Origin of the sequence: Nitrospirillum goiasense (genome assembly GCF_034427435.1) — a bacterium.
Lineage (GTDB): Bacteria > Pseudomonadota > Alphaproteobacteria > Azospirillales > Azospirillaceae > Nitrospirillum.
On the sequence record NZ_JAXQNP010000003.1, the window covers coordinates 470,610 to 493,294 of the forward strand.

The 22,685-nt window shown below is 67.6% G+C and carries 18 protein-coding genes and 1 pseudogene; 10 read left to right on the top strand and 9 right to left on the bottom strand.

Annotation, left to right across the window (positions count from 1 at the left end):
• The first annotated feature begins 47 nt into the window (after positions 1–47).
• Complete coding sequence (gene chrA, locus ULB03_RS16470) at positions 48–1,412, top strand: chromate efflux transporter (protein ID WP_322484217.1); 1,365 nt, start codon at positions 48–50, stop codon at positions 1,410–1,412.
• 12 nt (positions 1,413–1,424) lie between these two features.
• On the opposite strand, the gene ULB03_RS16475 is transcribed toward chrA, so the two are convergent.
• Positions 1,425–2,342 carry a DMT family transporter gene (locus ULB03_RS16475; RefSeq protein ID WP_322484218.1) on the bottom strand — a complete coding sequence of 306 codons (918 nt, stop codon included), beginning with the start codon at positions 2,340–2,342 and terminating at the stop codon, positions 1,425–1,427.
• Between the two features lie 505 nt (positions 2,343–2,847).
• On the opposite strand from ULB03_RS16475, the gene ULB03_RS16480 reads away from it, so the two are divergent.
• Complete coding sequence (locus tag ULB03_RS16480) at positions 2,848–3,432, top strand: flavin reductase family protein (RefSeq protein ID WP_322484219.1); 585 nt, start codon at positions 2,848–2,850, stop codon at positions 3,430–3,432.
• Between the two features lie 187 nt (positions 3,433–3,619).
• A complete protein-coding gene (locus ULB03_RS16485; protein ID WP_322484220.1) occupies positions 3,620–3,826 on the top strand; it encodes a hypothetical protein in 207 nt (68 codons plus the stop codon).
• A gap of 37 nt (positions 3,827–3,863) precedes the next feature.
• On the opposite strand, the gene ULB03_RS16490 is transcribed toward ULB03_RS16485, so the two are convergent.
• Positions 3,864–5,948 (bottom strand): TonB-dependent receptor plug domain-containing protein, encoded by a 2,085-nt coding sequence (locus tag ULB03_RS16490; RefSeq protein WP_322484221.1) that lies wholly within the window; start codon positions 5,946–5,948, stop codon positions 3,864–3,866.
• 277 nt (positions 5,949–6,225) lie between these two features.
• On the opposite strand from ULB03_RS16490, the gene ULB03_RS16495 reads away from it, so the two are divergent.
• The 4 genes from ULB03_RS16495 to ULB03_RS16510 all read left to right on the top strand — a co-directional run bounded on the left by ULB03_RS16495 (position 6,226) and on the right by ULB03_RS16510 (position 12,247).
• Positions 6,226–7,032: a ferritin-like domain-containing protein gene (locus tag ULB03_RS16495; protein ID WP_322485216.1), complete on the top strand. Its 807-nt coding sequence runs from the start codon at positions 6,226–6,228 to the stop codon at positions 7,030–7,032.
• A gap of 143 nt (positions 7,033–7,175) precedes the next feature.
• A complete protein-coding gene (locus ULB03_RS16500; RefSeq protein WP_322484222.1) occupies positions 7,176–9,038 on the top strand; it encodes a DUF885 domain-containing protein in 1,863 nt (620 codons plus the stop codon).
• 357 nt (positions 9,039–9,395) lie between these two features.
• Positions 9,396–10,241: a glycosyltransferase family 2 protein gene (locus ULB03_RS16505; protein ID WP_322484223.1), complete on the top strand. Its 846-nt coding sequence runs from the start codon at positions 9,396–9,398 to the stop codon at positions 10,239–10,241.
• A 329-nt stretch (positions 10,242–10,570) separates the two neighbouring features.
• Positions 10,571–12,247 (top strand): hypothetical protein, encoded by a 1,677-nt coding sequence (locus ULB03_RS16510; RefSeq protein ID WP_322484224.1) that lies wholly within the window; start codon positions 10,571–10,573, stop codon positions 12,245–12,247.
• Between the two features lie 85 nt (positions 12,248–12,332).
• Here ULB03_RS16510 and prfB read toward each other — a convergent pair.
• From prfB to ULB03_RS16530, 4 genes and pseudogenes are all read right to left on the bottom strand, one after another.
• Positions 12,333–13,456, bottom strand: a pseudogene (prfB, locus tag ULB03_RS16515) (peptide chain release factor 2).
• Positions 13,457–13,607: 151 nt separating this feature from the next.
• A complete protein-coding gene (locus ULB03_RS16520; protein ID WP_322484225.1) occupies positions 13,608–15,044 on the bottom strand; it encodes a methyl-accepting chemotaxis protein in 1,437 nt (478 codons plus the stop codon).
• Between the two features lie 381 nt (positions 15,045–15,425).
• A complete protein-coding gene (locus ULB03_RS16525) occupies positions 15,426–16,079 on the bottom strand; it encodes an OmpW/AlkL family protein (RefSeq protein ID WP_322484226.1) in 654 nt (217 codons plus the stop codon).
• 114 nt (positions 16,080–16,193) lie between these two features.
• Positions 16,194–16,715 (bottom strand): hypothetical protein, encoded by a 522-nt coding sequence (locus ULB03_RS16530; protein ID WP_322484227.1) that lies wholly within the window; start codon positions 16,713–16,715, stop codon positions 16,194–16,196.
• A gap of 137 nt (positions 16,716–16,852) precedes the next feature.
• Between ULB03_RS16530 and ULB03_RS16535 the strand changes: the two genes are divergently transcribed.
• A complete protein-coding gene (locus tag ULB03_RS16535) occupies positions 16,853–17,239 on the top strand; it encodes a hypothetical protein (protein WP_322484228.1) in 387 nt (128 codons plus the stop codon).
• Positions 17,240–17,255: 16 nt separating this feature from the next.
• Here ULB03_RS16535 and ULB03_RS16540 read toward each other — a convergent pair whose 3' ends face one another.
• The gene (locus ULB03_RS16540) at positions 17,256–17,954 is read right to left on the bottom strand and encodes a helix-turn-helix transcriptional regulator (RefSeq protein WP_322484229.1); all 699 of its coding nucleotides are present in this window, start codon (positions 17,952–17,954) and stop codon (positions 17,256–17,258) included.
• A 50-nt stretch (positions 17,955–18,004) separates the two neighbouring features.
• On the bottom strand, positions 18,005–18,478 hold the full coding sequence (locus tag ULB03_RS16545; RefSeq protein ID WP_322484230.1) for an OsmC family protein: 474 nt from the start codon (positions 18,476–18,478) through the stop codon (positions 18,005–18,007).
• 143 nt (positions 18,479–18,621) lie between these two features.
• Here ULB03_RS16545 and ULB03_RS16550 point away from each other — a divergent pair, with 143 nt between their 5' ends.
• Together ULB03_RS16550 and ULB03_RS16555 are read left to right on the top strand one after the other, a co-directional pair.
• Positions 18,622–20,046, top strand: a complete 1,425-nt coding sequence (locus ULB03_RS16550) for a sigma-54-dependent transcriptional regulator (protein ID WP_322484231.1) — start codon at positions 18,622–18,624, stop codon at positions 20,044–20,046.
• Positions 20,036–21,415: a sensor histidine kinase gene (locus tag ULB03_RS16555; RefSeq protein ID WP_322484232.1), complete on the top strand. Its 1,380-nt coding sequence runs from the start codon at positions 20,036–20,038 to the stop codon at positions 21,413–21,415. Before ULB03_RS16550 ends, ULB03_RS16555 begins: the two co-directional genes overlap by 11 nt.
• On the opposite strand, the gene ULB03_RS16560 is transcribed toward ULB03_RS16555, so the two are convergent.
• Positions 21,399–22,667, bottom strand: a complete 1,269-nt coding sequence (locus ULB03_RS16560) for an MFS transporter (protein WP_322484233.1) — start codon at positions 22,665–22,667, stop codon at positions 21,399–21,401. The genes ULB03_RS16555 and ULB03_RS16560 overlap by 17 nt on opposite strands.
• Positions 22,668–22,685: the final 18 nt, after the last annotated feature.

Genomic DNA, 22,685 nt, shown 5'->3' on the forward strand with positions numbered 1-22,685 from the left:
GGGCTTAGTCGCCGGGTAGCGTATCCACCACCCGCCCGGCGGCCCCTATGTCCCCACCCAGCGTGCACCCGCCCGGCCTGGATGCCCCCAGCCTGGCCGCCCCCACCCTGGGCGAGGCCACCCGTGTCTGGGCCCGCATCGGCCTGCTGAGCTTCGGCGGCCCCGCCGGGCAGATCGCGCTGATGCATCGCGAGCTGGTGGAAAACCGTCGCTGGATCGGGGAGGCGCGCTTCCTGCACGCGCTCAGCTATTGCATGCTGCTGCCGGGGCCGGAGGCGCAGCAACTGGCCACCTATGTCGGCTGGCTGCTGCATGGCCGGCGCGGCGGGTTGATCGCCGGCCTGCTGTTCATCCTGCCCGGCGTGCTGATCATGCTGGGCTTGAGCACGCTGTATGTCCTTTACCACCAGGCGCCGCTCACGGGCGCCCTGTTCCATGGCCTGAAGGCCGCCGTCCTGGCGGTGGTGCTGGACGCCGTGCTGCGCGTGGGCAAGAGGGCCTTGCGCGGATGGCACGGCCTCGCCATGGCGGGGGCCGCCTTCCTGGCGCTGGCGGTCGGCCATGTGCCCTTCCCCGTGGTGGTCCTGGCGGCCGGCCTGATCGGCATGGCGGCCCGGCCGGCTTTCGCCCCCACCGCCGCCCCCGCCGCCCCGGCGGGCGGGGCTCTGCTGGACCGGCAGTTGGACGCCGCCGTACCGGCGCATGCCCAGCCCAGCCGCCGCAGGGCCTTGTCCACCCTGGCCCTGTGGCTGCCCCTGTGGCTGGGACCGCTGGCGGTCCTGCGCCTGGCCACCGGCGCCGACAGCGTGTGGACCCACCTGGCGCTGTTCTTCAGCGGCATGGCGCTGGTCACCTTCGGCGGCGCCTATGCGGTGTTGTCCTACGTGGCGCAGGCGGCGGTGACGGGATACGGCTGGCTGACACCGGGGGAGATGATCGACGGCCTGGGCTTGGCGGAGACGACCCCCGGCCCGCTGGTGCTGGTGCTGCAGCATGTCGGCTTCCTGGCCGCCGCCCACACTCCGGGAACGCTGTCGCCGCTGCTGGCCGGGTTCCTGGGCGCCCTGCTGACCAGCTGGGTGACCTTCGCGCCCTGCTTCCTGTGGATTTTCCTGGGCGGTCCCTATGTCGAGCGGGTGCGGACCCACACCACCATCACCGCCGCCCTGGCCGCCATCACGGCGGCCGTGGTCGGCGTCATCCTGAACCTGGCGGTGTGGTTCGGCGGCCATGTGCTGTTCAGCGGCAGCCGGCCGCTTCACCTGGGCCCCCTGGCCCTGCCCCTGCCCACCGGCCTGGACATCCCCGCCGCCCTGCTGGCGCTGCTGGCCTTCATCGCCCTGCGCCATACCCGCCTGGGCCTGCTGCCCACCCTGGCCGCCTGCGCGGCGGCCGGGTTGGTTTTTAGCTGAGGCGAAAGCGTCTTAACGGGCGGCCGCGGTCGCGGTGTCGGCGCCTGGCTTGCGCCAGGTCTTGGGGCCCAGAACCAGCAGGTTGCCGGCCACCGCCAGCGCCAGGCCGACGAAGGCCGCCGCCGACCAGTGGTAGCCTTCGAAGATGGTGGAGATGACCAGCGCCAGGATGGGGATCATCACGGCGACGTAGCCGGCGCGGTCCGCCCCGATGCGGCCGATCAGGGAAAAGTAGGCCAGGAAGGCGATGACCGAGCCGAACAGGGCGAGATAGCCCAGGGACACGGTGTAGCTGAGGCTGGCCGGAAAGCTGAAGACGGCACCCCGGGCCAACGCCACGCCCACCATGAGGACGGCGCCGAAGGCCATGCTCCACGCCGTGGCCGGTAACAGGGGCACGCCCATGCGGGCGCCGCGCTGCACGCAGATGCTGCCCAGGGAGGCGCTGACGTTGCTGAGCATGACCAGCGCCAGGCCCACCGCTGACTTGCCCGTCAGCCCATCCACCTGCAACTCGGGCAGGAACAGCAGCACCACGCCGCTCATGCCGATCAGCCCGCCCAGCAGCACCAGGGGGCGGATGGGCTGGCGCAGGAAGATGCGGGCGTTCAGCACGTTCATGAGGCTGAGGGCGGAACCGGCCACCGCCACCAGGCCGGATGGCAACCGCTCCGTCGCCAGATAAACCAGCAGGTAGTTGGTGGAAAAGGTGAAGGTGCCCACCAGCGCGACCTGCCGCCAGGCATGGCGGGGCGGAATGACCCTCTGCCGCCGTGCCAGCAGCCAACCCATGAGCAGCACGGCCGCCAGGCCGAAGCGATAGGCCACCGACACCGCCGGGTCCACGGCGCCCAACTGGAACTCGATCACATACCAGGTCGATCCCCAGATGAGGACGGCGACGAGGTAAAGGCCCAGGATGGGGGACATGGCGGCGATCCGACGGCAACGGTGGGCGATGCGCCGGGAACGGACACCGGCGCGGGGCCGCAACGTTAGATCGCCCCCTGGGATGGGCCAATCCAATTCTTGTGCCGGTGACATTTTTTGAAAGGCGACGGCATCCACCGCTGTCGGGGAAAGGAAAATCAAGGTGCCTTCGGCGGACAGCAGGCAGGATGCCGCCGCCGAAGGCGTGTTCACGACGATATCACCTGTCAGCCGCCCGACGAGCGGCTGGAGGAACAAGGGCGGCGGCGGCGCAAGCCACCGCGAACAAGGGTGTCCTATTATCGATTCTTTTCCCATATCCTGCCAGGAACGGGGCTTCGTTCCATGTCCCTTCCCCATCCCGACGTGTCACTAATAGGGTGACGCCGACCGGCGACGGCAGGGTCCCGACGCCAGCCAGGAAACTGTAGGGGACGGGGCCGATATTTCCTTCTTCCCTTATTCTTCCGCCCCCTTCGCCCTATTTCGCCGCAAGACGGACGCCATGGACATCCTTCCCCAAAGCCCTTTCATCCAGCCCGTGGACCTTGCCAAGGCCTATCGCCTGCTGAACCACGGCCCCACCGTGCTGGTTTCCGCGCATCATGACGGGACGGATGACGTCATGGCCGCCGCCTGGGCCTGCCCGTTGGACTTCGACCCGCCCAAGATCACCGTGGTGCTGGACAAGGCCACCGCCACCCGCGCCCTGATCGAAGGCAGCAGCACCTTCGCCCTGCAGGTGCCGACACGGGCCCAGGTGCGCCTGACCCGCGGCGTGGGCGGCGAAAGCCTGGCTGACAACGCCGACAAGCTGGCCCGGCACGGGGTGGAGCTGTTCCGCATGGATGGCCATGTCCCGCCGCTGGTCACCGGCTGCGCCGCCTGGCTGTCCTGCCGCGTCATTCCCGAACCCCACAACCAGCAAACCTACGACCTGTTCATCGGTGAGGTGACGGCCGCCTGGGCCGATACGCGCGTCTTCAAGGATGGTCATTGGACGTATGAGACGGCCGACCCGGCCTGGCGCAGCCTGCACCACGTGGCCGGCGGCCACTTCTACACCATCGGCGACCCGGTCGAGGGCTGAGGTCTGCGCCGACGGAATGGCTTGAGCATCCCGCCTTGCGAAAAATTTGGCCTCACAGCCCCCGCCGTTAGCGACCTGTTCATCTTCCAGGGCGTAAAAATACCGTCATGAGCCGCAACGCGCTACTTCCCGCCATAATCCTTCCACAATAAAGGATGAGGTTAGAGGAAGTTCAGGAGTAGGGATCATGACCGCCGTGTTCAATAAAGATCGCCTGGTCACTTTGTGCCTGTGGGTACTATTGTTGGGCATAGCCTGGTCCCTGCCCGTGGTCAGCTACATGCGATCAGAGCATGAGCGGGCGCTGGTCAAGGCCGGCCATTATTATAAGCCCGCCTACCCGGCCGAGTTCTACGTGAACCCGCAGCCGTCAAACCCCGTCGCCCCGCGCTGAATACCTGCTGCGGGGATACGAGACCTTCAGCCCAAGCCTACCAATTCACCCGCACCCCGCCTGAGATGATCCGGCCCGGTGCGATCGCCACCAAGCCATCGACGCGGCGCCCTGATTCCACCGTGCGGTCGAACAGGTTCTCCGCCGTGGCGAACACCTCCAGAGACTCCCGCACCCGCCAGGCCGCCGACAGGTCCACGGTGACCGTGGGCGCCAGCGGGCGCGTATTCAGCCCGTCCTCATACTGCTGACCGCTGGCCTTCACCCGCAGGGCCGTGGTGACGGCCGCCACCGGCGTCCAGGTCAGGTCCGCCGTGCCGGTGTGCAGCGGACTCTGCGACAACCGCTTGCCCACCAGGGCCGGCAGGCCATCGGCGCGCAGCACGGTGGATCGGCTCCACAGATATCCCAGGCCGGCGTCCAGCGTGGGGTCCAGGGCCCAGGTCGCCCGCATCTCCACCCCCTCGGCCCGCACGCGGTCCAGGTTGCGGCGCTGGGCGAAGGTGCCGCCGACGGGCACCACCACGCCGAAGCCCGGCACGGTGCCCGGCCGATCGGTGATCTGCACATTGTCGACGGCGTCGGTCACGCCATCATGATAGGCGGTCAGGCTGACGGTCGGCCCTTTTGCCGGTGCCCAGGTCACCCCGGCCTCCGCCCCCACCAGGCGTTCCGGCTTCAGCCGTGCGTTGGCCTCGACGATATCGTTGCCGACGCGATAGGGGCGGTACAGCTCATTGATGGTGGGCAGGCGGAAGCCGGTGTAGGCAGCGGCGCGCAGGGTCCAGTCGCCCGGCTTGCCGAACAGCTCGGGCCGCCAGTCGGCCCCCAGCCGCGCCGTGGGCAGGGCGCCGCCCCGGTCATCGTAATGATCGTTCCGGGTCAAGGCGCCGGCTTGGCCCCCTGTCTGCACCAAGGACCGCTCCACCCGGTGGCCGTCGCCCGTGGTCCAGCCATCGAGGCGCACGCCGCCATGCAGGTCGATGGTCTCCGTCAGCGGCCAGGTCTGCTCGGCATAGACGCCGCCCACCACCTGGTCGCCGCCGGCATCGCGGTCGCGCTGGAACACGCCGGCCACGGGCTGGAAGCGCTCATGCGTCGCCCCCTCGGCCCAGCGAAGGTCGGCGCCCAGCACGGTGCGGCGTCCTCCGCTCTCCTCCACCGTGGTGGACAGGGACCCGCCGGCGGCTGTGGCCGGCACGCGGTACTGGTCCAGGGCCGGCGTTTCCGCCGTGCGGCTGGCGTTGACGGAGGAGAAGCGATTCTTGAAGACGTAGCGCCGCAGGTACAGCGTGCCGTGCCAGGGCAGGCCCAGGGGGCCGTCGGCGGCGCTGAAGCGCAGGCTGCCCTCCAGCGCATCGGTGCCGTTCTCCTGGAAGGGCGTGCCGTTGCCGCGATGCTCATGGAAGGCGGAGACGGTCCCGGCCAAGGCCAGGGGCCCGGCCTCCCCTTGCGCCTTCACATCCACCCAGGCGTCGTCCCAGCCGGCCTGGGTGTCGATGGGGCCGCGCTGGTCGGAGCGCACCAGATAGCTGCCATCGCTGCGGCTGGCGTGCGCCAGGATGGAGACGCCGCCAGCGGCGGCACCGGCCGTGCCCTCCACCAGGCCATTGCTGCCGGCGCGAACCTCGCCCCCCTCCAGCGGCTTGGTCGTGATGCGGATGACGCCGTCCAGCGCCTGGTTGCCCCAGGGACCGGCGCCGCTGCCCTCCGTTACCGCCACGCTGGCGATGGCGGCGGTGGGCAGGCGGCTCCAATACACCCAGCCACCGAAGGGATCGTTGACCGGGATATCATCGACCAGCACCAGGGTGCGGCCGGCGCCATTGGGGCCCAGGGCGCGCAATGACACTCCCTGGGCGGTCGGGTGCGCGCTGGTGCTGCCGGTGCGGCGGAACAGGGAAAAGCCGGGCACGCTGCGCAAGGCCTCATCCAGTCGCCTTTCCGGCGCCGCGTCCAGCCAGGGCCCATCCAGTTGCACGGTGCCATAGATGCGTTCGGTGGCCGCGTCGGGCGGCACGCGCCCCGTGATGATGATGGTGGGCAGTTGATCCACCTCCCCCGCCGCCCACGCCACCGTCGGCAGCCAGGCCATCGCCAGCGCCATCCCCGCCCGCCTCATGATACGCATCCTCCCCCCATGCCTTATTTTATGCCGGCCGCCGTACCAGGCACCCCCGTTTCCCGTGGCCGGTGTCCGGTGTCCCGTGCCGGTTCTGGTCTGGACGCCCCTTGACTTCACCCCGCCGGTTGGCGTCCAAAACGCCATGGCACCTTATCATGTTCCCGATGCCGCCCCGGGCGATACTTTAGAACCATTCCAAGATGGTTCGGCCGGTCAACCGTTGCCGCCCAGCCTGGCGGCCGCGGCCGTGACCGTGCTGACCACGGCCGCCCCGATGGAGAAGGTGCGGCTGACGCAAGCCTACGCCGCGGCCTGGCGCGCCGGCCTGCTGCCCGACCGCCCCAGCGATCTGGCCCCTCCGGACCGGCCGGCGCGGCCCGCGCGCCCGGAACTGAAGCTGCCGCGCGACATGCCCAAGCGGCGCAAGGCCGGCAGCGTGGCGGGACGGGTGGCCCTGCTGCACGCCCTGGCCCATATCGAGCTGAACGCCATCGACCTCGCCTGGGACATTGTCGCCCGCTTCCCCACCTTCCCCGACGGCACCCCCGCCCCCCGCGCCTTCAAGGATGATTGGGTGAAGGTCGCGGATGAGGAGGCCAAGCACCACGCCCTGCTGGCCCGGCGTCTGGCCGCCCTGGACGCCGCCTATGGCGACCTGCCGGCGCATGACGGGCTGTGGCAGGCCAGCGAGGTCACGGCCCACGACCTGGCCGCCCGCCTGGCCCTGGTGCCCATGGTGCTGGAGGCGCGCGGACTGGACGTCACCCCCATGATGATCGCCAACCTGAAGAAGGTGGGCGACGAGGATAGCGCCGCCATCCTGCAAATCATCCATGATGAGGAAATCGGCCATGTCGCCGCCGGCCGCCACTGGTTCGGCGTGATCGCGGCGGCGGCCGGCGGCGCCCCGGCGGAGCATTGGCGCGCCCTGGTGCGCCAGTACTTCAAGGGCGACATCAAGCGCCCCTTCAACGACGTCAGCCGCGCCAAGGCCAACTTCCCGCCGGACTGGTATGAGCCGCTGGCGCCGGTGGAAACCATCCTGTCCAGGCGGGAATCCGAAATGGAAAGGCCGGACTGATCCGCCCGGTTACCGTTAGGTAACAAACTGATCTTGGGCCCGTCGCCCCGCCCTTGCTACCATCCGCGCCAACCGGCCGCCCCCGCGCGGTGTCCTTCCTTCTCCGCTGCCCCGCCAGCCCTGACCATGGTACCCGAACGCCCATGACCGCCTCTTCCTCCGGTGAAACGATGTCCCGCCGTACCCTGCTGCGCCGCGGCCTGATGGCCGGCACCGCCCTGGTCGCCCTGACCGCCCTGCCCGGTCTGGCGAGCCAGCCCGCCGTGGCGGCGGAGCCATCGGCGACGGAGAAGGCGTTGAACGCCTTCTTCGAGGATTGCTGGAATGAGGACCTGGCCCGCGACCCGCAGCAGCGCACCGTCCTGGGCCTGCCGGGCCCGCATGACAAGTGGACCATCCCGGACGACGCCCGCCTGCTGGAGAATTTCCACCTGGCCGAACAGCGCTTGAAAACCCTGAAGGGCTTCAAGGAGGCGGACCTGTCGCCCAGCGCGCTGGTCAGCAAGCAGCTGTTCGAGAATGAGCTGCAGCAGACCATCACCCAGTACCCCTGGCGCAACCACAGCTATGTGATCAGCCAGTTGACCGGCCCGCACACCGATATCGCCAGCTTCCTGATCACCTACCACGCCGTGGGCAGCGTGCAGGACGCGGAGGATTACGTGGCCCGCCTGGTGGGCATCGCCCCGCTGATGGATGCCTATCTGGGGCGCATCGCCAAGCAGGCGGACATGGGCGTCCTGCCGCCGGCCTTCGCCTTCAAATCCATCCTGGAGGCGGCGCGCAACGTCATCACCGGCAAGCCCTTCACATCCAACGCCACCGAAACCAGCCCGCTGCTGGCCGACTTCACCGAGAAGGTGACGGCGCTGAAGCTGCCCGACGCGGATCAGGCCCGCCTGCTCACCGCGGCGGAAAAGGCCCTGACCGGTCAGGTCCAGGCCTCCTTCCAGAAGCTGATCGGCACCGTGTCGGCGCTGGAGACCAAGGCGACCGCCAGCAATGGCGTCTGGGCCCTGCCGGATGGCGAGCGCTTCTACCGCGCCCAGGTGCAGTTGATGACCACCCTGCCCCTGGACCCGGCGGCCGTGCATACGCAGGGGCTGAAGGAGGTGGCGGCGCTGCAGGATGAGATGCGCGGCATCATGGCCAAGGTGGGCTTCAAGGGCGACCTGCGCGCCTTCTTCGACTATCTGCGCACCGACAAGCGCTTCTATGACCCGGCCACGCCCGAGGGCCGCGCCGCCTACCTGAAGCGGTCCAGCGACATCATCGACCGCATGCGCTCCGACCTGGACCGGTTCTTCCTGACCAAGCCCAAGGCCCCCATCGTGGTGAAGGCGGTGGAGCCTTTCCGGGAAAAGGCCACGGCCAGCGCGTTCTACGAGCCGGCCTCCCCCGACGGGTCGCGGCCCGGCGTGTTTTACGCCAACCTGTACGACATGTCGGTCAACCCCATCCCCATGCTGGAAAGCCTTTGCTATCACGAAGGCATTCCCGGCCATCACATGCAGATCGCCATCGCGCAGGAGATGGCCAACCTGCCGACCTTCCGCCGCTTCATCTGGAACAGCGCCTATGGCGAGGGCTGGGCGCTGTATGCCGAGCGCTTCCCCAAGGAATACGGCTATTACCAGGACCCGTACTCGGACGCCGGCCGCATCGCCTCGGAACTGTTCCGCGCCGCCCGACTGGTGCTGGACACCGGCATCCACCTGAAGCGGTGGACGCGCGAACAGGCCATCACCTACATGAACGAGAACACGGCCAACCCCGAGCACGACAACATCACCGAGATCGAGCGCTACTTCGTCTGGCCGGGCCAGGCCCTGGCCTACAAGATCGGCATGAACAAGATCCTGGAACTGCGCGAGGCCGCCAAGGCCAAGTTGGGCGCGAAGTTCGACATCCGCGCCTTCCACGACACGGTGCTGACCTCGGGATCGGTCAACCTGCCGGTCCTGGAAGTCCTGGTGCAGGACTGGGTGAAGCGGACGGCGGCCTGATTTGCGGCCAAGGCGGCGCCCATGCCAGGCACGGCGCCGCCAGCGCCATAACGGGTATGCGTTATATTATCACATAAATCTGTGGCCGTCGGCGACAGGTCCGGGCAGGGTGCCGCGTATCAACGGTCAAAGGGCAGCCCAACCCAAAGTGGCGCCCGTCCGAACGAGAGCTTTGGCAGTTCACGTGTGTGCGGGGGCGGCGTCCTGGAGGATGCCGCCCTTTTCGCGTCCCTGAAGGGGCCGCGGGCGCCTGTCAACCGGCCCTAGAATAGATCTTCCCGCGCGGGCGTTTACGCCCAGGCCAATTGCACGCTATCATGGCAATACCAGGGAGAGGACGACGCTGGACGGCCATAGATGAAGCTGCATGCCATACTGATCACCCGCAATGACGACCTCATCATTGGGGACTGGCTGCGGCGGCATCACGGTTTTTTCGACACCATCGCCGTGGTCGATGGCTCCGATGGTTCCTACACTCGTACTCTGTGCGCCGACTATGCCAACGTCCGCTATGACCGCGACCCGCCCGGCCCAATCACCGATCAGACCCTGCGGCATCGCGGGTACGAAATGCTGCGGGACGCGGTGGCGGAGGGGGACTGGTTCTTCACCGCCCACCCCGACGAGTTCCTGATCCACGACCCGCGATCCTTCCTATCCCTACAGGCCAGTGTGATGATGTGGCTGCCGCTGCACATCCTGCCCCACACGACGGAAATCGAGGCGTGGCGCGCGGCCGAGGGCCGGAACCCGACGACCCTGTTCCGCTATTTCTGGTGGCGGCGCGGGGCCGTGCCCCATTGCGAATATCGCATGTGGAAATTGGTGCGTGAGCCGGTGTGGGACCTGGTCAGCACCACGCCCAGCACGACGGTGATCCCCATGAACTACATGGGGGATGCCATCCCCACGCTGGTGCCAATCTACCTGCACTACAAATGCTACAATCCCTGTCCGGATCTGTACGAGGCGGACGGGCGCCTGAAGAAGTCCAACCTGAATACGGGCATGCCCACCTCCGGCCAGGGGGAATACTTTTTCGACGAGGCCCACCCCTATGTGGAACAGGGCGTGGCCTGGCACGTCGCCCGCTTTACCACGCCCGAGGATCTCCTGGCCCGCTTCGGCCACCCGCCCCGCCTGGTTCAGGCGGGGGACGAGCTGACGATGGTGAACAACGAGGGTGTGATCGTCCACTAACGACGGTCTTCTATCCCATTCCGCCTCTCCATCGAGCCCGGTTCGGAACCGGGCCTGCGCTTGCGCGCCTGGGCGCTGACTGACAGGACAGGAACTCTATAATTAGAGTACTGCGGCGCCAGAATTGATATAATAAAAATTGGCACGGCAGCCCAATATTTACTCCAAGAATATTGAAAAATATTGGCGCCGCCCGGCTTTATCGCGCGCAGGCGCGTAAGAATTAATTAGAATCATAGGCGGTTGGAATGGAAACGGCGTTGAACGTCGTGGATTCGAAAAGAATTCCACAGATTCTATGGCTTAAGTCCGAGCAATGGGTCGCGGGCTTGGCCAACCTGCTGATTCTCGGCGCCATCGCGGTCGCGGCGGGAAAGCCGTTCACCTACCCCCTGGACGATACCTACATACAAATGGCGATCGCCCGGACATGGGGCGACAGCGGCGTCTGGGGCATAGACCGCCTCGACCCGGCCGCGGCCTCTTCATCGCCCCTGTTCGTCCTGGTCCTGGCGGCAATCCACCTGCTGTGGGGCGCGCGGGCGGGTTTCGAGTTGGTGCCGTTGGCGATCAACGCGGCCGCCATGATCGGCTGTGTGCTGGCATGGGACGCCATCCTGGACGTCGCATCGGCGGATGACGGGACGCGATCACGGCCAAGCCCCCGTCTCCGGTCCCTCATGCGCGTCGGGATGCTGATGGCGTTGTCCGCCGCCACACCCCTGTTCGTGACGGCCTTCATCGGCATGGAGCACACACCACAGGTGCTGGCCTACAGCCTTCTCGCCTATCACGGCGGCCGGGCGGTGGCGGACCGCGAGGCTTGCCCAGGCCGCACCATCATCCACCTGGCCATCGCCGCCTGCGCCGTCGCCGCCCTGCGGTATGAGGCCGTACTGATCATCGGGCCGCTGTGCCTGGTCGCCGTGATCAATGGCCGGCTGCGCCTGGCGGCCGCCATGGCCTTGGGCGCCGCGGTGCCCATGGCGGCGTTCGGCCTGGCCTGGGTCGCGGATGGCGGATGGCCGGTTCCGAATTCTATCCTGATGAAGCTGATGCTGCATGATCAGGACGGTCAGCATGTCATCCAGTTCTTTCCGGCGGCCTGGACCCTGTTCGGGGTCATGACCATCACCGCCGGCTTGGTCGCCCTTCGCGCCCATGGGCGTTGGTGCGACCTCGGCCTCGGCAGTCTGCGTCATGACTGGGTCCTGGTTCTCGGTGGGATCGCCCTGTGCTGCGCGGCCGCCCAGATCGTGCTGGGCATGGCGGGATGGCTTTATCGGTATGAAGCCGCCGCCATCGCCCTGAACATGCTGGCCGCCTTCGTCATCCTGCTTCAGGACCATCGCCTGCGGGTCCAAGCCCTGGTGCTGCTGGCCCTGGTCGCGGTGGCGGGCTACCGGACGGCGGATGCCGTCACGCTGGCGACCGCCGCCCCCCACGATAGACGATGGGAACATGTCGAGCCCGCCGCGTTCGTGGCGCGCTTCTATGGGACGTCGCCAGTCATCGTGAATGATATCGGCGTCATGGCCTGGCTCGCCCCCCAGGCGCGGGTGCTGGATCTGGCGGGCCTCGCCAACAACGACATCGCGCGACAGCGGCTATCGCCATCCGGCTTGTCGTGGCAAGCCGTTGACGCTTGGACCCGGCAGACCGGGGCGCCGCTGGCCGTCATCCAGATTTGCTGGGACCCCATCGCGCATGTCCTGCCTGACGGCTGGCGGATCGTCGCCTTGTGGGTGGGACCGCAGAACGTGCTGTTCGGCGACCGTGTCGTCGGTATTTTCGCCACGTCCCAGGCCGAAGCCGCCCCATTGGTGGCGAACCTGCGCCGGTATGAGACAATGGGCGGCCGCCTGGTCTACTTCGACGATCTTCCCCAGCCTTATCACACGGCATTCATGCGGAAGCTGCGGCAAACGGGCTGCTCTGCGGTCAAGGACCTGGCGACGGCGGCCCAGCGTTGGCGGGCCCAAGCGCCGGGACCCGGCGCCCCTTGACGGGCGGACGGGGTCCCAGCCCATAAAAAAGCCGGGAAGACGCCCCGGCTTTTTCATTACAGTATCAAAACAATTAGCGGATCGATTACGCGTCCGCCTCGTCGCCCTGGCCCTTGATGCGGTGGGCCAGCGCCGCTTGCAGGAACTCGTCGATATCGCCGTCCAGAACAGCGCCGCTCTGGCTGGTTTCGACACCGGTACGAAGGTCCTTCACCATCTGGTAGGGCTGCAGGACGTAGGAGCGGATTCTGGTGGCCCCAGCCGATCTCCGTCTTTTGCGCTTCCAGGTTGGCGGCGGCCTCCTCACGCTTGCGCAGCTCCATCTCATAGATGCGGGCGCGCAGCATGTCCCAGGCCTTGGACCGGTTCTTGTGCTGGCTGCGCTCCTGCTGGCAGGCGACCACGATGCCGGTGGGCATGTGGGTCAGGCGGACGGCCGAGTCCGTCTTGTTGACGTGCTGACCACCGGCGCCGGAGGCGCGGTAGGTGTCCACGCGCACGTCCTTCTCGTTGATCTCCACCACGATCTTGTCATCGATGACAGGCGTGACGGAGACGCTGGAGAAGCTGGTGTGCCGGCGGGCCTGGCTGTCGAACGGGCTGATGCGCACCAGGCGGTGCACGCCCGATTCCGTCTTCAGCCAGCCATAGGCGTTGTGGCCCTTGATCTGGATGGTGGAGGACTTGATGCCCGCCTCTTCACCGTTGGTCTCGTCCAGCAGTTCCACCTTGAACTTATGCTGTTCGGCCCAGCGGGTGTACATGCGCAGCAGCATCAGGGCCCAGTCCTGGGCCTCGGTGCCGCCGGCGCCGGCGTTCACTTCCAGATAGCAGTCGTTGGCGTCGGCCTCGCCCGACAGCAGGCTTTCCAGCTCCAGGGCCGCCGCGCGCTTCTGCAGGGCGACCAGGCCCTGCTCGGCGTCGGTGATGATCTCCTGGTCGCCTTCCAGCTCACCCATCTCGATCAGCTCGATGCCGTCGTTCAGATCACGCTCCAGAGCGCGATAGCCTTCGATGGCGGTCTCAAGCTGGGTCTTTTCCCGCATGATCTTCTGCGCGCGGTCGGAATCGTCCCACAGCTTGGGATCTTCCGACAGGGCGTTCAGTTCGTCGTAGCGGCGGAGGGCATTCTCCCAGTCAAAGATGCCTCCTTAGCAGCGTCAAGGACTGTCGCACAGCCTCGACGACCGCCTCGATCTCGGCCCGCATCGCGGTCCTCCTCGTCTCGGGTCATGAAATGGTCTTGTAACGGACCGCTTAGATACCCGCTCAGGGCCTTGATTTGAACCCTGCATTTCGAGGGGGGGCGTTGCGGGCGCGATGCGCCCGCCTCCGGGGAGGCGGGCGGGGCCCCGGGGCGTCAGCCCACCATGGCCAGCGACGCCTCGTTGATCCGGCGGGTCAGGGCGTTGGCACCCTCGGTCGCGTCGGCGATCTTGGTCAGGCTTTCGCTGATGCTGGAAACGCCGTCGGCCGCGGTCTGCATGTTGCGGGAGATGTCGCGGGTCACCGCGTTCTGTTCCTCCACCGCCGCCGCCATGGCGCTGGAGATGGTGTTGATGCGGTTGATGATGCCGCCGATGCCCTGGATGGCGCGGGCCGAGTCGGTGGTGGCCAGCTGCACGGTGCCAATCTGCTCGGCGATCTCACCCGTGGCCTTGGCCGTCTGGGTGGCCAGTTGCTTGACCTCGTGCGCGACGACGGCGAAGCCCTTGCCCGCCTCGCCCGCCCGCGCCGCCTCGATGGTGGCGTTCAGCGCCAGCAGGTTGGTCTGGCTGGCGATGTCGCTGATCAGCTTCACCACCTCGCCGATGCGCTGGGCGGCGTTCAGCAGGCCGGTGACGGAAGTGTTGGTCAGGTCCGTCTGGCGCACCGCATCCTCGGATATCTTCGAGGCCTCGGCCATCTGGCGGCTGATCTCCTCGATCGAGGCCACCAGTTCGGTGGCGCCGCCGGCGATGGCCTGCACATTGCCGGACGCGATCATTGCCGCGTTGGACGCGTGGCCGACCTGGTCGTTGGCCACGGACATGGCGCCGGCCAAGCCCTTCAGATCCTGGGCGATGCCCTTTTGGGTGGCCACGCGCTGCTCGCGGGACTCCACCTGTGCCGTGATGTCGGTGGCGAACTTCACGACCTTATAGGGCTTGCCGTTGATGTCAAAGATGGGGGTGTACGTGGCCTGGATCCAAACCGGCCGCCCGCCCTTGCCCAGCCGCTTGTATTCAGCGGTCTGGAACTCACCCCGGCCCAGCGCCGCCCAGAAGCGCCTGTACGCCTCACTGGTCTTGAAGGCGTCATCCACGAACAGGCTGTGGGACCGCCCCTGGATCTCCGCCAGGGTATATCCCATCGCGTTCAGGAAGTTGGCGTTGGCGGTCAGGATGGTGCCGTCCATCGCGAACTCGATGACCGCCTGGCTGCGGTGGATGGCCTCCAACTGGCCCATGACGTCCAGGGAACGCCGCTTGGCCTCAGAGATATCGGTCGCCAACTTGATGACCTTCACCGGCCGGCCGCCGGCGCCCATGATCGGGTTGTAGGTGGCCTGCAGCCAGATTTCCCGCCCGCCCTTGGCCAGGCGCTTGTATTCCGCCGCCTGGAACTCCCCGCGGTTCAGCGCGGCCCAGAAGCGCTTGTACTCCTCGCTGGCCTTGACCCCGTCCTCCACGAACAGGCTGTGATGCCGGCCCCGGATTTCGCCCAGCGTGTAGCCCATGGCGTCCAGGAAGTTCTGGTTGGCCGTCAGGATGGTGCCATCCATCGCGAACTCGATGATGGCTTGGGAACGGTTCACGGCGTCCAATACGGCGCGCGAATCCGCCCCCGCGCCCTGGGAAAACAAGCCGCTCCTCATCATGATCCCCATTCCTAACTGTTGGCATAGGCCGAAAGTACCGGCTGGACACCCAAAAGTTAGGTTCACATCCTTAAGTTTCCCTTAAGCCCCCAGATTCCCAAGATGCCATTATAATCTTTTTATATCAAATACTTGTGCTGATATTCACACGGCGTTAATTGCTAACCTGAAGTATTGGGTCACCGACGCAAGTCTCCCGTCCCCGGTCCTGGGTCCATCCGCCTAAACCGCCGGGAGGCAAAAAGGCCGCTCCACCGGTGGCGGAGCGGCCCTTGTGCAGGCTCTTGGCGCGCAGGCTCTGGGCGAGCGCGTCAGGTCTTAGAAGCGATACCCGACGCCGAAGCCCACCAGCCAGGGGTTGATGTCAACGTCAGCCTTGATGGGCGTGCCCAGGCCGGCATTCACGGTGGCCGTGGTGTTCAGCATCAGCTTCTTCAGGTCCACGTTCAGGGACCAGTGGTCGTCCAGCTTGTAATCGACGCCGGCCTGGAAGGCATAGCCGAAGGTGTTGTCGTACTTCAGGCCCAGGGCATCGCCCTTGTCCACGCCGTAGAACAGCGTGTAGTTCACGCCCACCCCGATATACGGGCTGATCTTCTCATGCGGCATGAAGTGGTACTGCAGGGTCAGCGTCGGCGGCAGCAGCCAGACATTGCCCAGGTCGACCTTGCCCAGCGGCGTGCCCGAAGCCTTGACGTTGTGCGGCGTGGTGCCGGCGATCAGCTCAGCGGCGATGCTGTCGGTGAAGAAGTAGCTGAAGTCCAGTTCCGGGACGATGGCCGTGCTGATGTCGGTGTGGCCGGGAATGCCGGCGCCGCCCAGGGACAAGGAACTGCCGACATCGGGGGCCACCACCAGGGCACGGCCCCGGATCAGGAAATCGCCCGCGTCGGAGGCGCGCGCCGTCGAGGCGGCACCGTAAACACCAGCCAGAAGAGCAACAGCGGCTGCCGTGACGGACAAGAACTTCATCACTTACCCCTCCTTAAATAGTGAGGCCGGCGAATGTTCCACCGCCTTGGCGCCACACTTATTTTCAATGAGAGGTGTTTTATTGCATCCCGGGGACCGTATCCCTGACATGCATCAATCAGCGTCTTCAAGCGACGCAATACGGACCGGCGGAAAGGCCATGCCGGTTTGATCAGGGTCATGTCCGACGACGGCCAGCGCGATGGCGTCCAGGCTTGCGCCCTCCAGCCGCATCAGCCCCACGGGCAGGCTGAGCCCCCACCCCATGGCCGCCAGGGCCCCGTCGATGACGGTGGCCAGCCGCACGGGCCGGGACGGCCAATACGCCATCGGCAGACAGGCCCAGTCACGCCCCATCGCGTCACGCTCGATATACATGCCGCCCGGCAGAACCTGGCCCACCGCCAGGAAACCGGCGCCCCCCAGGGCATCCGGGGCGAAACAGGCCACACGGTCCCCCGCCCCCAGCCGGCGCAGCACCCCGCCATGACGCGCCGGCAGGCGCACGTCCCCGGCCTCGCGGCCCTGGCCGATGGCACCGACAGAGGCCACCCACACCCAACCGGGGGTGCCGGTGGCGCAAGAGTACGAGGGGGGCGGCGGCAGGAAACGGGGGAAGGCGGCTTCGGCGGTCATGACGGCGGCTCCATCGAATAGAGCCACACCATACCCCCACCCCCTGACAAGTCCTGTCAGCAGTATCGATGCCCTCGCCAAACCTTTAGCCAAACGTTAGTCTGCCGGCCTTTCGCGCCCACCCTGGGGAGACTTTTATGCGTTTCAGGACCCTGCTGCTGACGGGTCTGGCCATCGGCGGCACCTTCCCCGCCCTGGCCCATGACTGCCAGCCGTACCAGCCGGAGCCTGTGACCCTGACGGGGGAAATCACCCTGCAGCACGGCACCCGCAACGGCCCCAAGGGCGTCACCCGCGAGGATTATTATGTGCTGACCCTGCCGCAGATGATCTGCGTCGCCGGCGGCACCGCGGAGACGGATGAGGACGTGGAGTCCATCGACGCCCTGCAGTTGAAGCTGCCCCAGGGCGTCAAGCCGCCGCTGGGCCGCCGCATGGCCGTGACCGGCACGCTGTTCCACAGCGTCGGTGATGGCCATACCGACGTGCTGCTGACCTACGACAGCGCCAAGCCGGCGCCGTAAGGGGCGGGGCACCGGCCTACGTCTCCTCCGCCCGCGCCGCATCCATCTCCGCCCGCCAGTCCGCCAGCAGGGCATGGCGACGACGGGGATAACGGTCCGACGCCACCGCCACCTCGACGATGCGGTCGGTGCGGAAATGGCGGAATGCCTGCCGCGTCTCACACCAGGCGGCGACCATGCGGATGCGCTCGAAAAACGCCAGGGCGAAAGGCCAGATGACGCGGTCGCTGGCCCGCCCCTGGCCGTCGGTGTAGGCGATGCGCAGCTTGCGCTCCGTGCGGATGGCCCGGCGGATCTCCGTCAGGTCGCGCGGTTCCGCCACACTGGGCTGGAGGGAGACGGGCAGCAGGCCGCTATCCTCCGCCAGCGCCTTCAGGTCGGCGGGCAGCACGGCCATGATCTTGGCGGCCGCGTTCTGCGCCGCCAGCCCCAGGGGCCCGTCGCCCCGCTGCGCCACCCAGCGCAGGCCCAGCACCAGGGCCTCGATCTCATCGTCCCCGAACATGAGCGGCGGCAGCATGAAGCCGGGGCGCAGGACATAGCCCAGCCCCGCCTCCCCCTCCACCGGCACGCCCTGGCCCGCCAGGGTGCCGATGTCGCGGTAGACGGTGCGGATGGAGACGTTCAATTCGGCCGCCAGTTCAGCGGCCGTCACCGGCCGCCGATGCCGGCGCAGGGCCTGGATGAGGTCGAGCAGTCGGGCGGAGCGGGACAAGGGCGGCGGGTCCGATAAGCGGGTCTGGGCGCAGGATAGCCCGCGGACCCTCAGGCCGTCTCCACCAACCCTTCGGTCACCACCGGGAAATTGACCGAGTTGGCGATGAAGCAAAAGTGGTGCGCCTTGTCGTGCAGGGCCTGGGCCAGCGCGGGGTCCCCGCCGGCGGCGATGGTCACGACGGGGCGCAGGGTCACGCCGGTGAAGTGGCCGTTGCCGTCGTCCGTTTCCACCATCGTGCCCTCGGCCGCGTCGCGGTAGCCCGTGACGGTCAACCCGGCCGCCGCCGCCAGGTGCAAATACCAGAGCTTGTGACAGGCGGAGAGGGAGGCGACCAGCATCTCCTCCGGGTTGTAGCGCGTAGCGTCACCCAGGAAGGCGGGGTCGGAGGAGCCGGGGATGACCGGCTTGCCCGCCGCCTCAATCTCATGGTCGCGGGTGTAGGCGCGGTAATGGGCGGTGCCCCGCCCGGTGTTGCCGGTCCAGGTGACAGTGACACGATAGGTGTGCTGCTTGCCGGCCATGAGGTCGCTCCCTTTCACTGATGATCGTTCCGGTCATTGGAGGGGAGCCACTCCGGCAACGCCAGGGGGAACCATCGCACAACGGACATGCGCCAAGGCCGCACCCGGTGTACGTTTCCGGACAGTATTTTGGAGAGCTTGGCATGACACAAAAAAGCGGCCGCATCCTGATGGTGGACGATGACCAGGACATCCTGGTGGCCGCCCGCCTGCTGCTGAAGCGCGAAGGCATCCTGGTCCATACCGAAAGCCAGCCGGACCGCATCCCCCTGCTGCTGAAGGATGAGGCGTTCGACGCCGTCCTCTTGGACATGAATTTCGCCATCGGCGCCAACACCGGGCGCGAGGGCTTCCAGTGGCTGCGCCGGGTGCTGGAGATCGACCCCACCCTGTCCGTCATCCTGATGACCGCCTATGGCGACGTGGGCACGGCGGTGGAGGCGATGAAGCAGGGCGCCTGCGACTTCGTGCTGAAGCCCTGGTCCAACGAGCGGCTGGTGGCCACACTGATGAGCGCCATGACCCTGACCGCCTCGCGGCGGGAGGCGGCGCAGTTGGGCGCCCGCAACAAGGAACTGGCGGCCGCCCTGGACCAGCCGGGCCAGACCTTGATCGGCAGCAGCCCGGCCATGGCGCGGGTGCTGACCCTGGTGGACCGTGCCGCCCCCACCGACGCCAACGTCCTGATCCTGGGTGAGAACGGCACCGGCAAGGAGGTCATCGCCCGGGAGATCCACCGCCGGTCGCGCCGCGCGGACCAGGTGTTCGTCGCCGTGGACCTGGGCGCCATCGCCGAGAACCTGTTCGAGAGCGAGCTGTTCGGCCACAAGAAGGGCGCCTTCACCGACGCCAAGGAGGACCGCGTGGGCCGGCTGGTGGCGGCCAACGGCGGCACCCTTTTCCTGGATGAGATCGGCAACCTGCCGCTCTATCAGCAGAGCAAGCTGCTGTCGGTGCTGGAACAGCGCGTGGTCATTCCCGTGGGCGGCAACCGCCCCATCCCCATCGACGTGCGCCTGATCTCCGCCACCAACATGCCGGTGGAACAGCTGGAAAGCCCGGACACCTTCCGCCAGGATCTGCTGTACCGCATCAACACGGTGGAGCTGCGCCTGCCCCCCTTGCGCGACCGGGCGGAGGACATACCGGCGCTGGTGGCCCATTTCATGGCGCTGTACGCCCGCAAGTACGCCATCCCGCCCCGCCGCCTGTCGGAGGACGCGTTGCGGCGGCTGAAATCCTATCATTGGCCGGGCAACGTGCGCGCCCTGCGCCACGCCGTGGAACGCGCGATGATCCTGGGCGCCGACGAGGTGCTGGAGGCGGAGGACTTCTCCCTGCCGTCGGCACCTGGCGGAGCCCCCCGCCCGGCGGCGCCGGCGCCCGCCCCGGGCGGCACCGGCCCCGCCGACGCGCTGACCCTGGGCACCCTGGATCTGGAGACGGTGGAGGCCCAGGTGATCCGCCGGGCGCTGGACAAGCACCAGGGCAACATCAGCCACGCCGCGGCGGAACTGGGCATCACCCGCACCTCCCTCTACCGCCGGATGGAGAAGCATGGCCTTTAAGGCGTCGTTCAGCACGGCGCTGACCCTGCGGGTCACCCTGCTGTGCCTCAGCTGCGTGGCCCTGGGCCTGCTGTTGCGGTCGACGGACTATCACGCCACCGAATTGCTGGTGCTGTTCCTGATCGCCTTCCAGATCGGCGGCGTGGTGCGGGTGGTGAACACCACCAACCGCGAGCTGGCCCGCTTCCTGAACGCGCTCAGCCATTCCGACTTCACCCAGAGCTTCAGCTATCGCGCCATGGGCCCCAGCTTCCAGGAGCTGGGCCGCGCCTTCGCCGGGGTGTTCGACAAGTTCCGCGCCGCCCGCGCCGATACCGAGCGCAAGGCGGACTACCTGAACGTGCTGGTGGAGCATGTGCCGGTGGCCCTGGCCGAGGTGCATCCCGATGGCCGCGTCAACCTGCTGAACAACGTCGCCCGCCGCCTCATCGGCCATGACGACCTGAACCGCCGCCTGGTGGACGGCGGCACGCTGGACAGCGCCCTGCGCGTGCTGCAACCGGGGCAGAGCGCGCTGCTGAAGGTGGCCGGCGGCGTCACCCCCCTGCACCTGACCGTGCGCGCAACCCAGCTGACCCTGGCCGACGGCCCGCGCCTGCTGATCTCCCTGCAGAATATCGGCGGCGAGTTGGAGGCGACGGAGGTGAAGGCCTGGTCGGACCTGGTGCGGGTGCTGACGCATGAAATGATGAATTCGCTGACGCCCGTCTCTTCCCTGGCGGGCACGGCGCAATCGCTGCTGGCCGATTTGCGCGCCCAGTTGGCCGCCATCCCCGATCTGCCGCCCGCCGTGCTGGTGGACGCGGAAGACGCGGGTGAGGCCATGGACACCGTCACCCGCCGCGCCGGCGGCCTGCTGCGCTTCGTCGAGCGCTATCGCCGTTTCACCCAGATGCCCCGCCCCCAGGTGGAGCGCCTGAAGGTGCGGGAGCTGTTCGCCCGGGTGGAGCGGCTGATGGGCCCGGCCCTGGCCGAGCATGGCGTGGCGCTGGAGGTGGTGGTGCTGCCGCCATCGCTGGAGATCAGCGCCGACCCCGACCTGATCGACCAAGTGCTGATCAACCTGGTGAAGAACGCGGTGGAGGCCCTGGATGAGGCGAAGACCAGCGGCACGGCGGCCCGCCCACCCGCCATCACCCTGGCGGGCCACCTGGACGTGACGGGTCACCTGAACCTGCTGGTGCGCGACAACGGCCCTGGCATCCCGCCCGATGTGGCCGACAAGATTTTCGTGCCCTTCTACACCACCAAGCGCGAGGGCAGCGGCATCGGCCTGCCGCTCGCCCGCCAGATCATGCTGGCCCACGGCGGCACCATCGCCGCGTCCCCGGTGGAAGGCGGCGGCACGGTGTTCACGCTGCGGTTTTGATCGCGGTGGCCGGTCGCTGGCGCCGCTGCTTGACCAGGTAGCGCACCCCCACCAGCGCCGCCAGCAGGCCGGACGCGGCGCCCACCCCCAGGGCCCAGCGCGGGCCGGCCACGTCGGCCACCCAGCCGACAACGGGCGCGCCCAGAGGCGTGCCGCCCACGCCGATGGCCAGCAGCAGGGCCACGACCCGGCCGCGCATGGCGCTGTCGGTCGAGAGCTGCACCAGGCTGTTGCTGGAGGTGGTGAAGGTCTGGGCCGCCACGCCGATGATCACCAGCACGGCACCAAAGGTCCAGGTGGTGGGCATGACCGCCGCCAGGGCGCATCCGGCACCGAACAGCAGCGCAGCGCCGATCAGCAGGGGCACGGAAGGTGCCGCGCGCCTGGCCGCCAGCAAGGCGCCGGCGACGGAGCCGATGGCCATGGTGGAGCTGAGCACGCCGTATTCGCCGGACCCGGCCTGGAAGGCGTGCACCGACATGGTGGAGATGAAGATGGGGAAGTTCAGGCCGAAGGCGCCGATCAGGAACAGCATCAGCAGCACGGCCAGCAAATCCGGCCGGCGCCAGACATAACGGAAGCCTTCGACAAGGCTGCCCCGGCTGCGCACCGCCCGCACACGGGACTGAAAGTCCGCCGGCCGCAGCAGGCACAGGGACCCGATGACAGCGACGAAAGAGGCGGCGTTGAGCAGGAACACCCAGCCCGTGCCCACGGCCGTGATCATGACGCCCGCCACCGCCGGCCCGATCATGCGCGCCGCGTTGAAGGAGGTGGAGTTGAGCGCCACCGCGTTGGCCAAATCGACCTCCCCCACCAACTCACCGATGAAGGTCTGGCGGGCGGGGGAATCGAAGGCCGCCACGCAGCCCAGCAGGAAGGCGAAGATGTAGACATGCCACAACTGCACCAGCTCCAACACGGTCAGGAGGCCCAGGCCCAGCGCCAGCAGGCCGGACGCCGCCTGGGTGCAGAACAGCAGGCGGCGGCGGTCGAAATAATCGGCGGCAAAGCCGGTGAAGGGCAGCAGCAGGGCGAGGGGCCCGAACTGCAAGGCCATGACGACACCCACGGCGGAGGCGCCGTTGACATGCGCCAGTTCCGTCAGCACCAGCCAGTCCTGCGCCGTGCGCTGCATCCAGGTGCCGACGTTGGACACGATGCCGCCCGCGGACCATAGGCGAAAATTGCGGTTGGCCAGGGCCCGGAAGGTGCCGGTGGAGGTGCTGGTCGAGACAGCGGGCGCGGTCATGCCGGTTTCCTCAAATCA

Bases quoted from the DNA above. Each gene is read 5' to 3' on its own strand.
- chrA (WP_322484217.1), top strand. From the start codon at position 48: ATGTCCCCACCCAGCGTGCACCCGCCCGGCCTGGATGCCCCCAGCCTG.
- ULB03_RS16475 (WP_322484218.1), bottom strand. From the start codon at position 2,342: ATGTCCCCCATCCTGGGCCTTTACCTCGTCGCCGTCCTCATCTGGGGA.
- ULB03_RS16480 (WP_322484219.1), top strand. From the start codon at position 2,848: ATGGACATCCTTCCCCAAAGCCCTTTCATCCAGCCCGTGGACCTTGCC.
- ULB03_RS16485 (WP_322484220.1), top strand. From the start codon at position 3,620: ATGACCGCCGTGTTCAATAAAGATCGCCTGGTCACTTTGTGCCTGTGG.
- ULB03_RS16490 (WP_322484221.1), bottom strand. From the start codon at position 5,948: ATGAGGCGGGCGGGGATGGCGCTGGCGATGGCCTGGCTGCCGACGGTG.
- ULB03_RS16495 (WP_322485216.1), top strand. From the start codon at position 6,226: ATGGAGAAGGTGCGGCTGACGCAAGCCTACGCCGCGGCCTGGCGCGCC.
- ULB03_RS16500 (WP_322484222.1), top strand. From the start codon at position 7,176: ATGACCGCCTCTTCCTCCGGTGAAACGATGTCCCGCCGTACCCTGCTG.
- ULB03_RS16505 (WP_322484223.1), top strand. From the start codon at position 9,396: ATGAAGCTGCATGCCATACTGATCACCCGCAATGACGACCTCATCATT.
- ULB03_RS16525 (WP_322484226.1), bottom strand. From the start codon at position 16,079: ATGAAGTTCTTGTCCGTCACGGCAGCCGCTGTTGCTCTTCTGGCTGGT.
- ULB03_RS16530 (WP_322484227.1), bottom strand. From the start codon at position 16,715: ATGACCGCCGAAGCCGCCTTCCCCCGTTTCCTGCCGCCGCCCCCCTCG.
- ULB03_RS16535 (WP_322484228.1), top strand. From the start codon at position 16,853: ATGCGTTTCAGGACCCTGCTGCTGACGGGTCTGGCCATCGGCGGCACC.
- ULB03_RS16545 (WP_322484230.1), bottom strand. From the start codon at position 18,478: ATGGCCGGCAAGCAGCACACCTATCGTGTCACTGTCACCTGGACCGGC.
- ULB03_RS16550 (WP_322484231.1), top strand. From the start codon at position 18,622: ATGACACAAAAAAGCGGCCGCATCCTGATGGTGGACGATGACCAGGAC.
- ULB03_RS16555 (WP_322484232.1), top strand. From the start codon at position 20,036: ATGGCCTTTAAGGCGTCGTTCAGCACGGCGCTGACCCTGCGGGTCACC.
- ULB03_RS16560 (WP_322484233.1), bottom strand. From the start codon at position 22,667: ATGACCGCGCCCGCTGTCTCGACCAGCACCTCCACCGGCACCTTCCGG.